The sequence below is a fragment of the Clostridium sp. LY3-2 genome (genome assembly GCF_024705715.1).
Taxonomy (GTDB): Bacteria; Bacillota; Clostridia; order Clostridiales; family Clostridiaceae; genus Clostridium.
Genome location: NZ_JAMDLQ010000032.1, coordinates 1 through 12,802 on the forward strand (window position 1 = coordinate 1; position 12,802 = coordinate 12,802).

At 29.8% G+C, this 12,802-nt stretch carries 11 protein-coding genes; all 11 read right to left on the reverse strand.

Translation table 11 applies throughout. The features are described from left to right. Nucleotides 1-3,403: PolC-type DNA polymerase III (locus tag M4I33_RS10385; protein WP_257916721.1), on the reverse strand; the 3,403-nt coding region annotated here is incomplete at its 3' end. A gap of 61 nt (nucleotides 3,404-3,464) precedes the next feature. Then, entirely contained in the window at nucleotides 3,465-4,514 is a 1,050-nt protein-coding gene (gene ispG / locus M4I33_RS10390; protein ID WP_257916722.1) for a flavodoxin-dependent (E)-4-hydroxy-3-methylbut-2-enyl-diphosphate synthase, read from the reverse strand. A 9-nt stretch (nucleotides 4,515-4,523) separates the two neighbouring features. Then, nucleotides 4,524-5,576: an RIP metalloprotease gene (locus M4I33_RS10395; protein ID WP_257916723.1), complete on the reverse strand. Its 1,053-nt coding sequence runs from the start codon at nucleotides 5,574-5,576 to the stop codon at nucleotides 4,524-4,526. Nucleotides 5,577-5,586: 10 nt separating this feature from the next. Continuing rightward, nucleotides 5,587-6,744 carry a 1-deoxy-D-xylulose-5-phosphate reductoisomerase gene (locus tag M4I33_RS10400; RefSeq protein ID WP_257916724.1) on the reverse strand — a complete coding sequence of 386 codons (1,158 nt, stop codon included), beginning with the start codon at nucleotides 6,742-6,744 and terminating at the stop codon, nucleotides 5,587-5,589. A gap of 22 nt (nucleotides 6,745-6,766) precedes the next feature. Next, nucleotides 6,767-7,729, reverse strand: a complete 963-nt coding sequence (locus M4I33_RS10405) for an AI-2E family transporter (protein WP_257916725.1) — start codon at nucleotides 7,727-7,729, stop codon at nucleotides 6,767-6,769. Between the two features lie 94 nt (nucleotides 7,730-7,823). Next, nucleotides 7,824-8,621 carry a phosphatidate cytidylyltransferase gene (locus M4I33_RS10410; RefSeq protein ID WP_257916726.1) on the reverse strand — a complete coding sequence of 266 codons (798 nt, stop codon included), beginning with the start codon at nucleotides 8,619-8,621 and terminating at the stop codon, nucleotides 7,824-7,826. A 15-nt stretch (nucleotides 8,622-8,636) separates the two neighbouring features. Beyond that, nucleotides 8,637-9,398, reverse strand: coding sequence for an isoprenyl transferase (locus tag M4I33_RS10415; protein ID WP_257916727.1), 762 nt, complete (start codon nucleotides 9,396-9,398; stop codon nucleotides 8,637-8,639). 65 nt (nucleotides 9,399-9,463) lie between these two features. Beyond that, on the reverse strand, nucleotides 9,464-10,021 hold the full coding sequence (gene frr, locus M4I33_RS10420; protein ID WP_257916728.1) for a ribosome recycling factor: 558 nt from the start codon (nucleotides 10,019-10,021) through the stop codon (nucleotides 9,464-9,466). Between the two features lie 15 nt (nucleotides 10,022-10,036). Next, a complete protein-coding gene (gene pyrH, locus M4I33_RS10425) occupies nucleotides 10,037-10,747 on the reverse strand; it encodes a UMP kinase (RefSeq protein WP_257916729.1) in 711 nt (236 codons plus the stop codon). A gap of 73 nt (nucleotides 10,748-10,820) precedes the next feature. Beyond that, on the reverse strand, nucleotides 10,821-11,729 hold the full coding sequence (gene tsf, locus M4I33_RS10430) for a translation elongation factor Ts (protein ID WP_257916730.1): 909 nt from the start codon (nucleotides 11,727-11,729) through the stop codon (nucleotides 10,821-10,823). Nucleotides 11,730-11,823: 94 nt separating this feature from the next. Then, entirely contained in the window at nucleotides 11,824-12,525 is a 702-nt protein-coding gene (rpsB, locus tag M4I33_RS10435) for a 30S ribosomal protein S2 (protein ID WP_194190491.1), read from the reverse strand. Nucleotides 12,526-12,802: the final 277 nt, after the last annotated feature.

Sequence of the window (12,802 nt, forward strand, 5' to 3'; positions counted from 1 at the left end):
AAGTAAATAAACTTAATACTTTCTCATCATTTAATGGAATCTTTTTAGGGTCTAGCCCTGTTATATCTTGTAACATCCTAAGAACTGTAGGATCATCATGACCTAGAATATCTAATTTTAAAAGTCTACCACTAATTGAATGATAATCAAAGTGCGTAGTTATTATATCAGTCTCATTATCATCTGCTGGATGTTGGATTGGACAAAAATTATAAATTTCGTTATCTGACGGAACAACCATTATCCCACCTGGATGTTGCCCTGATGTTCTTTTAATTCCCGTACATCCTAGAGTTAACCTTTCTATTTCAGCATTAGATTTTATAACTTCTCTCTCATCTAAATATTTTCTAACATATCCATATGCAGTTTTTTCAGCAACAGTACCAATAGTTCCAGCTTTAAACACAAATCCCTTACCAAATAGAACTTCACAATATTTATGAACTACCCCTTGATACTCACCAGAAAAGTTAAGGTCTATATCTGGCTCCTTATCTCCTTCAAAACCTAAGAATGTTTCAAAAGGAATATCATGCCCATCATGAATATAAGTTGTTCCACAATCTGGACAAACTTTATCTGGCAAATCTGCACCAGAACTTACAGAACCATCCAAGAAAAATTCTGATTTTTTGCATTTAGGACAAACATAATGAGGTGGTAATCCATTAACTTCTGTTATGTCTGACATAGTTGCAACAAAAGAAGAACCAACAGAACCCCTTGAACCTACAAGATATCCATCTTGCAATGATTTTGCAACTAGCTTTTGTGCTATAAGGTATAAAACAGCATACCCATTATTAATTATTGAATTAAGTTCTTTATCTAATCTCTTTTGAATAACCTCTGGAAGCACATCCCCATAAATTGAGTGAACCTTATTCATAACCATATTTCTTATTTCATCTTCCGCTCCTTCAATTTTAGGAGGGAATGTTTCATCTGGAATCGGCTTTATCATTTCTATAGAATCTGCGATTAAATTAGTATTTGTTACTACAACTTCCTTAGCCTCGCTTGCACCAAGATAAGAAAACTCTTTAAGCATCTCATCTGTGGTTTTTAAATATAGCGGTGGTTGATTATCAGCATCTTTAAACCCTTTACCTGCCATTATTATTCTTCTAAACGCTTCATCGTGTGGTTCTAGGAAATGAACATCTCCAGTAGCTACAACTAACTTATTCATCCTTTTACCTATATCATAAATTTTCTTATTAAGATCTTGCAATTCGTATTCACTATTTACAATTCCCTTTTTAAGTAAAAACTCATTATTTAATATAGGCTGAATCTCTAAATAATCATAAAATTCTGCTATTTTTATAATTTCATCATCACTTTTTCCATCAAGTGCTGCTTTAAAAACTTCTCCAGCTTCACAAGCAGACCCTATAATTAAACCATCTCTCATTTCTGAAAGTCTACTTCTTTTAGTTCTAGGTCTTTTAAAGAAGTTATCTATATGTGCTTCTGAAACAAGTTTATATAAGTTTTTAAGACCTTCTTGTGTTTTAGCTAAAATGATTATATGGTAAGTTGGTTGTCTTCTTATATCAATGTTATCTAAAAATTCTTTATTAAGACTTTTTAAATCGTAAATTTCTTTTTCATCTTTTAGTTTTTCGAAGCACTTTAATAAAATCTGTGCGGTAGCTTCAGCATCATCGACAGCTCTATGATGATTTTCAAGTGAAATCCCAAGATGCTTTGCTACAATATTTAGTTTTACCTTTTTAAGTTCCGGATAAAGATATCTAGCAAGTGGAACGGTATCTAATACTGTATAATCAAATGGTAAATCTAACTCACGACAATTATACTTAATAAATCCTGTATCAAAGGATGCATTGTGTGCAACTAAAACAGAATCTTTGCAAAAGTTTAAGAATTTGTTTAACACAATATCTATTTTATCTTTCCCCTCTAACATATCATCAGTAATACTTGTCAGTTCAATTATTTTGTATGGTAATTTTCTTTCAGGGTCAACAAATTCACTAAACCTATCAATTACAACACCATCTTTTATTTTTACAGCTCCAATTTCTATTATTTTGTCATTTATAGGAGAAAACCCTGTAGTTTCAATATCAAAAACTACATAAGCGCTATCTAAGTTTTGTCCTTTTTGGTTTAATGCTATAGGAACACCGTCATCTACTAAATATCCCTCTACGCCATAAATAACTTTAATTCCGCTCTTTTTGGCTGCACTTTGAGCATCAGGAAAGGCCTGAACAACACCGTGGTCAGTGATAGCTATAGCCTTATGTCCCCATTTTGCAGCACGCTCTACAAGTTTACTAGCAGATGCAATCCCATCCATAGTACTCATATTAGTATGAAGATGTAATTCTACACGTTTTTCTTCTGACCCATCCATCCTCTCTATCTTTTTCATTTTAACTATATCACGGCCCATAAGCACAACTTCTCTTGCATATGTATCATAAATAGCTTCTCCACGAACTTTGCAGTATAAACCTTTTTTAACATTTTCTAAAACTTCTTCTTTATCTTTTTCTTTTAAGAAACATTTAACAGTAATTGAACTTGTGTAATCTGTTATATAAAAAGTAAGTATAGTCTTTCCTGTTCTTGTTTCTATAGTTTCAGTTTTAAATACTTCACCAATTATTGCAACATAACCTGAAGTTTCATCAATTTCATCAATCGTAATTGCTTCTTGGCTTATATTTCTTCCTAAAATAGTATTTTCACCTTTAGGTTCTTTTTTATACTTATTAAAGCCATTATTTTCACGTTTAGGTTGAGGTTTCTTTTCTTCTTTTTTAGCTTTTTCATTGCTATCTCTATTATTTACTATAACTCCACTTAAAACCCCACTTACGATTTCTTGATTTTCACGCTTTTTATTTTCTTCATAATTATCTTCTTCTAAAGATTTATCATAGCAAAGTTCAATTTTTATTTTCTTACCGAAAATATCTTTTATATTATCTGATATTTTCTTTTCAACCCCTTTTTTCTTAATATGAGTTACTATAGCTTCACTTCCATAATTTATTTTAATTTTTTCTTCGCTTATTTCTCTGTATTTTGAATACAAAAGATTTTTAGCAAGTGGATTTTGACTTACTATTCTCATTACAATATCAGACCAATACTTGTTTGCTATATCAGATACACTTGCATCTTTTACATCTTTATATATTAGTAACTCTACATTTATATTTATACCTAACCTGCTTTTTATAACATTAACTATATAGTTCTCTTCATCTTCTGTTATTTCTATTTTAGTTTTTAAGATAACTTTTAATAAGTTACTTTTTTTATAAAATTGAAATCTTGTAAGTTTAACTTCTTTATCTAAAATATTTTCTTTTTTACATATTTCAGTATTAAGTTTACTTATAAACTCTTCACTCAAACTTTCTACCTCCTAAAAATACATTGCCCCAAAACTCTCTAGAGTTTTAGGGCAAATAATTTTATAAAGCTTCTATTTCTTTAATTAGTTCTTCGACTAATTCTTCTTCTTTAACTTTCTTTATGATTTCGCCTTTTTTAAAGATTATTCCAACACCTTTACCTCCAGCTATACCAATATCAGCTTCTCTTGCTTCGCCAGGTCCATTTACTACACAACCCATAACAGCAACCTTTATTTTTTTATTACACTTTTGAAGCCTTTCTTCGACTTCTTCAGCAATTTTAATTAGATTTATTTCTGTTCTTCCACATGTAGGACAGGAAATAAACTCAATTCCCTCATCAATAAGACCTAATGATTTTAAAAGTTCTTTTGCTACTTTTATTTCTTCTACAGGATCTGATGTAAGTGATACACGAATTGTATCTCCTATACCTTCTGCAAGTAAAGTCCCTATACCTACAGATGATTTTATGGTACCTTTAAACACAGTTCCAGATTCTGTTACACCTAGGTGAAGAGGATAATTAACTTTATCATTAATAAGCCTATACGCCTCTATCATCATCGGTACATTAGATGACTTTATTGATATTACTATATCATAAAAGTTTAATTCTTCTAATATTTTAACATGTCTTAAAGCACTTTCAACTAGTCCTTTTGCGGTAGGTTTTCCATCTCTTTCTAATATATCTTTTTCTAATGAACCTGAATTAACCCCAATTCTTATAGGAATATTGTTTTCTTTTGCTTTTTTAACGACAGCTTCTACTCTATCAATACTTCCTATATTTCCTGGATTAATTCTTAATTTAGCGACACCATTTTCGATTGCTTTTAAAGCTAATCTATAATCAAAATGGATATCTGCAACTATTGGAAGAGGAGATCTTTTAGTTATTTCTTTAAGTGCATCGCAAGCTACCATATCTGGAACAGCACATCTAACTAATTGACAACCCTCATCTTTTAATTTATTTATTTGTTCTAATGTTTTTTCGATATCTCTAGTATCAGTATTTGTCATAGATTGAATAATTACAGGTGATGTACCTCCAATTATTAAATCTTTAACCTTTACCATTCTTTTAATTTTTCTTTCCATGTTATTCTCCTATAAAGCTATTGGGAATAAAATATCTTTTATAGTTACTATAAGCATAAATGCCATAAGGACTATGAATCCAACATTATTTATAGCATTAGTAACTTTTTCAGGTACTTTTTTCCCTGTAATTAACTCAAATAAAATCATAAGTGCCCAACCACCATCTAATGCAGGAAGTGGTAAAAGGTTAAGCACTGCTAAATTTATACTAATAAATGCTGTGAAATTCATAAGTGTCCAGAATCCATTTTTTGCAGCATATCCAGTCATTTTAATTATACTTACCGGTCCACCAACATCTGTTTTAAAGTTAGCTTTTCCAGTTACAAGCATCTTTAAGCTTGAATATGTTTGTTTTATAGTTGAAATTGATTCTACACACCCTTGTTTTATACTTTCCATTATACTAGGTTCTTTTACATATTTAAAGCTAACTCCTATTTTTTTAAGTCCACTTTCTTTATCTATGTTTGGTTTAACTTCAAAACTTTTTTCTTCGCCATTTCTTTTTACAGTTAAAGATATAGTTTCATCTTTGTCAGTTGCAAGGCCAAATATTACATCGTTTGGTGTAATAACTTTTCTATTATCAACACTTACAAATTCATCACCTGGTTTTAAAACTCCAGATACAGCACTTCCTTTTAAAACCTCATCTATAACTGGTACTGCAAACCCTGAGTGATTAGAAATTGCTGCAAAAAGGACAATAGATAGTATTACATTCATTATTACACCCGCTAGTATTATTGTAAGTCTTCTAAAAGGTGACTTTGATTGCAAACTTCCTTCTGTATACTCAAGATTTTGATTTTTATCATCTTCTTTTTCTTCATCCTCTTCAAAACGCTCTTCGCCAAGCATTTTAACATACCCTCCAATAGGTAAGATGCCTATTGAATATTTTGTTTCATTTTTAGTTACAGAAATTATCTTAGGTCCCATACCTATTGAAAATTCTTCAACCTTTACCCCATTTACTTTAGCCATTATAAAATGACCAAGTTCGTGAACTATAATAAGTAAACTAAAGGCTAATATTGCGTAAATAATATACATTGCCTTCCTCCTAATTGTATTTATTATATACGTATTCTTTTACTTTTTTATCAAGTTCTATTACATTTTCTAATGTTACTTCTTCATTCCCTTCTTTTTTAAATAATTCTAAACATTCTTCAATTATATCACCTATTTGAAGGTAATTAATTTTCTCTTGTAAAAATATATCAACTAAAGCTTCGTTTGCACCATTTAAAATAGTTGGCATAAGCTTACCTTCTTTTCCTACTTTATATGCAAGTTTTAAACATTTAAATGTATCTAAATCTGGTTTTTCAAATGTTAATTTAGAAATTTCCCAAAAATCTATTTTGTTTGCAATCTCATTTTTTCTTTTTGGATAATTTAAAGCATATTGAATAGGTAGTCTCATATCCGGAGAACCTAGCTGCGCTATTATACTATTATCTTTATATTCAACCATTGAGTGAATAATACTTTGCGGATGAACTACAACTTGAATATTATCGTATGGACAATCGAATAAGAAATGCGCTTCTATAACTTCTAATCCCTTATTCATAAGAGTTGATGAATCTATAGTTATTTTTTGACCCATACTCCAATTTGGATGATTTAAAGCATCCTTAACTTTTATATCTTTTAAATCATTTATCTTTTTCCCCCTAAAAGGACCTCCTGATGCAGTTAATATCACTTTTTTTAATTCACTTAAAGTATTTCCTCTTAATGACTGAAATATTGCACTGTGTTCTGAATCTACAGGAAGGATCTTAACATTATTTTCCTTTGCTTCTTTCATTACGAGTTCACCTGCAACTACTAGTGTTTCTTTGTTTGCAAGTGCGATATCTTTTTTTGCTCTTATAGCCTTTAAAGTAGGCTCAAGTCCTATCATTCCAACAACTGACGTAACTACTATATCAATTTCATCTAATGATGCTATTTTATTTAGTCCATCTATTCCTTCTAAAACAACAATGTTTTTTTTATTTGTATTTACATATTCTAATATCTTATAATAAGCTTCTTTTTCCATCATTCCTACGAATTTTGGATTAAACTCCTCAATTATTTCTATTACCTTTATAACACTTGTATTAGCTGTAATCCCAACTAGTTCAATATCATCAGATTTTCTTATAACATCTAATGTTTGAGTACCAATTGAGCCTGTCGCACCTAATATAGATATTTTTTTCATATAAGTTCCTCCATTTTTATGTCTATTCATTAATCAATATGTCTCTTGAAATCATACAATAAATTGGACCTACAAAGGCTCCTAAAACCCCAAACACTTTTATTCCTATATATACAGAAATAAAAACTACTAAAGGATGTAAGTTAAATTTATTACTAAGTAACTTAGCCTCTAATATTTCTCTAGTTATTTGAACTAAACAATATAGAAATATTAGTCCAATAACAATCACATATTCTTTTACTATAATATTGTATATTATTATTGGAATAAATACAATTATAGTTCCTATATATGGAATTAAATCAAGAATACCGCAAATAACACTTAGTATTATTGAATTAGGTATTTTAAGCAGTAGAAAACCTATTAAAGTTATAAGGGTAGACATTAAGATTAGTATTATTTGTATATAAACAATACTTTTAATATTGTTTTTTTCTTTTATTGCTTTACTTACTATTTTTTTTGGAATAATCATTTTAAAAAAGTGTACGAAGTATTTTTTATCAGCTAATATAAAAAATGTAGTTATATTAGCTACAACATAACTTAATAATCCATCTCCAGTTAAAATTACGCTATCTTTTACTATGTTAAAATCTATACCATTCATGACCTTTTGGCTTATATTAATTTCTCCAATAATGCTTTCTAAAAATGTAGTCAATTCATTTATCACCTTATCTATTAATATAATATTACTCTTATAAAGCCCTTCTAACAATTCAAAGATACTAGCACCTATATAGTATAGAAATAGACCTAAAACTATATTAAAAATAGATATAGTAATTAAAGATGCTATTCTGTTATTTATACTAAATCTCTTTATTAAATTATATAAAGGTTGAGTTATAATAAGCAAAACAATAATCATTATAAAAGGTGTGAAATATTTTTGTATTAAATAAATACTAGCTGCCATAACTACAAATAGAGAAATTACTATAATAATTTTTTTATATTTTCCATTTATCAACATATACCACCTCTTAGTAAATATATATGCTAAAAAAATTATGTATATTATAAAAAAAGATGACTCCTAAAAAGAAATCATCAATAAATATTACTTATTAAATTCCAACTATAAAAGTTAAATAATAAAATACTATAACACCTGAAAATAAAATACTATCAAATCTATCAAGTATTCCTCCATGACCTGGAATCAAGTGACTATAGTCTTTTAATCCAACATATCTTTTAATAGATGATGCAACCAAATCTCCGAATTGACTAAATACACCACATAATGCACCAATAATGAAATAGTTGTAAGTTGCCATTACATTTACTCCATAGTTAGCAATAATTATACCAAATACACCTGAAAATAGTGTAGCCCCCAAAATACCACCTATAGACCCTTCAATAGTCTTCTTAGGAGAAACTTTTGGACAAAGTTTATGTTTTCCAAAAAGTTTACCTGAATAATATGCTGCAGTATCTGTCATCCAAGATCCTATAAAGATTAACCAAACTAAAAATGCTCCCGAAACCTTTATATTTACTAAATGTATGAAACTAAATAAAATTCCTACATATAAAAAACCTAAAAGAGTAATTGCAACATCTATAAATGTATACTTTAAATTTACTACTGGTACAATAAGTAGTAAAAACGTTGCTAAAACTATTAAATACATCATATTTTCAAAGTTATTATTTAATAAATAATAAGCAATAATTAAAATATATCCAGCAATGCTTATAGGTTTAAACTCTTTTTGCCTTAATGCATTATAAAACTCGTATAGTCCTAAAAAAGATAGTACTATTGTAAAACCTTCTAACCATATTCCACCTAAAAAGATAAATATGATAAAGGGAGCTATCATTAATGCACCTAAATATCTACTATTTTTGTTCACTTAGCATTCACCTCTTTATTTTTTAATGCCACCAAATCTTCTATCTCTTTGTTGAAAGTCATAAATTGCTTTATGTAAATCATCTTCTGTAAAATCTGGCCAACAAATATCTGAATACCAAAACTCTGAATATGCACATTGCCATAAAAGGAAATTACTTAATCTTTGTTCCCCAGATGGTCTTATAATTATATCAGGGTCAGGTACTCCTTTTGTGTAAAGATAATTATTAACAGTATCTTCTTCAATAGCATCAATTTCTATTTTTCCATCTAAAACATCTTGTGCTATTAGTTTTATACTTCTAATTATCTCATCTCTACCACCATAGTTCAATGCAATATTCATAGTAATGCCTGTATTATTTTTAGTTTTTTCTACAGACTTTTCTATTTCATCGATACATTCTTTTGGAAGCATTGATATATCACCTAATACATTAATCCTTACTCCATTTTTATGTAATTCATTAATTTCTTTTCTTAAATATTGAACTAAAAGTTTCATTAATGCATTAACTTCATCCTTAGGTCTCTTCCAGTTTTCTGTTGAGAATGCATATAAAGTCATATATTTAACACCTAGGTTAGAAGCTTCTTTTAGAATCCTACGTATAGTTTCAACTCCAGCTTTATGCCCCATTGTTCTAGGTAACTTTCTTTTTTTTGCCCATCTACCATTTCCATCCATTATAATTGCGATATGTTTTGGTATATTTTCCATATCTAATGCAATTTCTTCTTCAGTGCCTTTTGGACTTTTAAAAAACTTAAGCATATAACCATCCTCCCCTTCTAAATTATATAAAAAACCTGCTAAAAGAGCAGGTTTTTAAATAATTGCTATATTGACATTATCTCTTTTTCTTTAGCGTTTATAGCTGCATCAATATCTTTTACATATTTATCAGTTACTTTTTGAATCTCATCTTCACCTTTTTTGATTTGATCTTCTGAAAGATCAGAATCTTTTTTTAGTGATTTGATTTTATCATTAGCATCTTTTCTGATATTTCTTATTGCTACTTTAGAATTTTCTCCAGCCTTTTTAACATTTTTAACTAGATTTTTTCTAGTCTCTTCTGTTAATTCTGGAATTATTAATCTAATAACTGCTCCATCATTTGAAGGATTTAATCCTAAGTCTGAAGCTAAGATAGCTTTTTCAATATCTTTTAATAAAGGTGCTTCCCAAGGAGTTATTTGTAATACTCTTGGCTCTGGAGCTGAGATATTTGCAACTTGATTTAATGGACACATACTTCCATAGTATTCAACTTGTATTCTATCAAGCATTGTAGGATTAGCTCTACCAGCTTTCATTGTTGATAGCTCGTGTTCTAATGATACAATAGTTTTTTTCATTTTATCTTCAGCATTTTTTTTGATTTCTTTTATCATAAATATCCTCCCTAATTATTTTGAAACTAAAGTTCCTATTTTTTCACCTGAGATTGCTTTTTGAATATTTCCACCATCATCTAAACCAAAAACTAATATTGGAATGTTATTATCCATACATAATGAAGTCGCTGTAGAATCCATTACTTGTAGTCCTTGCTCTAAAACTTGTATATATGATAGTTTATCATATTTTTTTGCATCTTCATACTTATGAGGGTCTTTATCATAAACACCATCTACTTTTTTAGCTAAAAGAATTACATCAGCTTCAATTTCAGCTGCTCTTAAAGCTGCAGTTGTATCTGTTGAGAAATATGGATTTCCTGTTCCTGCTGCAAAAATAACAACTCTTCCTTTTTCTAGGTGTCTCATAGCTCTTCTTCTTATAAATGGCTCTGCAATTTCTTTCATCTCTATAGCAGTTTGAACTCTAGTATCTACTCCAACTTGCTCTAATGAATCTTGTAATGCTAAAGCATTTATACAAGTTGCCATCATTCCCATATAGTCAGCAGTAGTTCTGTCCATTCCTTCACCACTTCTACCTCTCCATATGTTTCCGCCACCTACAACAGCTCCAACTTCGATTCCTTGGTCTACTAATTGTTTTATTTCAAGTGCTATTCTTTTAGCAACATTAAAGTCTAACCCGAATCCACTTTCTCCTGCTAATGCTTCTCCTGAAAGTTTTAACATCACTCTATTATATTTACTTTTAGCCATTAAAATCCCTCCTAAATATGTTTTTATTATATTTTTAAAAAAAGAGAACACTAGGTGTTCTCTCATTAGTTAATTATTTACCCATTTGTTTAGCAACTTCTTCAGCAAAGTTTTCTTCTTTCTTTTCGATTCCTTCTCCTCTTTCGAATCTAACAAACTTTGTGATTGTTATTGGAGAACCAACTTCTTTAGATTTTTCTTCTACTAATCCTGCTATTGTCTTGTCGCCATCTTTAACCCAAACTTGGTCAACTAAGCAAACTTCTTTGAAGTATTTCTTAATTCTTCCTTCAACCATTTTATCAACGATTTTTTCAGGTTTTCCTTCGTTAAGAGCTTGAACTCTGTAGATTTCTTTTTCTTTTTCTAAAGAAGCAGTATCTACTGAAGTTCTGTCTAAGAATAATGGGTTAGCTGCTGCAACTTGCATACAAAGTTCTTTAGCAACTTCTCCTACTACTTCTGAATCAGCTTCACAGCTAGCTTCTACAAGAACACCAATTCTTCCGCCACCATGGATATAGCTTGCTATGTTTCCACTTTCAACGTGTAATCTTTCGAATCTTCTAACTGTCATGTTTTCACCTAATTTAGCTACTAATGAAGTTAAAGCTTCGCTTACAGTTTGATCTCCTATTTTTTCGTTTAATAATTCTTCTACAGTATTAACGTTAGTTGTTGCAACTATTTCAGCTAATTTTGTAGCGAATCCTACGAATTCTTCGTTTAAAGCAACGAAATCTGTTTCACAGTTAACTTCTACGATTGAAGCTGTTTTACCATCTTCTGAAACGTAAGTTTTAACTATACCTTCTGCTGCAATTCTATCAGCTTTTTTAGCTGCTGCTGCTAATCCTTTTTCTCTTAAGAATTCTACTGCTTTTTCGATGTCTCCATTAGTCTCTTTAAGAGCTTTCTTACAGTCCATCATCCCTACGCCAGTTTTATCTCTTAATTCTTTAACCGCTTTTGCTGTTATCATATTCAATTCCTCCTATATTATAAAAAGTAACCCTTATCATTCATTAGGGCAAAAGGTAAATGAAGAACTACCTCATCTACCTTTAATAAATAAATTACTCTTCTATTTGTTCCCCTTGTCTTCCTTCGATGACAGCATCAGCCATTTTTGAAGCGATAAGCTTAACTGCTCTGATTGCATCGTCATTTCCTGGAATTACGTAATCAACTTCTTCTGGGTCACAGTTAGTATCAACGATAGCTACTACTGGAATTCCTAATATCTTAGCTTCTGAGATAGCATTCTTTTCTTTTCTTGGATCAACAACGAACATAGCTCCAACATTTGTAGCATCTAAGTTTCTGATTCCACCTAAGTTTTTCTCTAATTTTTCAAGTTCACCTTTTAATTTGAAAACTTCTTTCTTAGGTAAAACATCGAATGTTCCATCTTCTTCCATCTTTTCGATATCTTCCATTTTTCTAATTCTTGTTCTGATAGTTTTGAAGTTAGTTAACATTCCACCTAACCATCTGTTGTTTACGAAGTGCATGTTTGATCTGATTGCTTCTTCTTTTATAGCATCTTGAGCTTGTTTCTTAGTTCCAACGAAAAGTATATCTTTTCCTGACTCTGAAACTTCTCTTAAGAAGTCATAAGCTTCCTCTGCTTTTTTAACTGTTTTTTGAAGATCTATTATATATATCCCATTTCTTTCTGTGAATATATATGGAGCCATTTTAGGGTTCCATCTTCTAGTTTGGTGTCCGAAGTGTACACCAGCTTCTAATAATTGTTTCATTGATATTACTGACATTTTCTTACCTCCTGGTTTTTCCTCCACTACACTCTTGTAAGGATCTTAACCATTTAAGAACCGCCTTACAATTCTAAATGTAATGTGTGTATTTTATTACCTTGATTAGTATATCATAGAGATTCTATTCAATCAACATAAATTTTCATTTTTCTTTTTAATTTTAGATTTGCTTTATAGAATAATAAATCTATACTAAAAATCTAAATGATACATATATAATATCGACTAATTTTAATTTAATAATACACTTTACACCCTAAATGTTTTAAAAAGA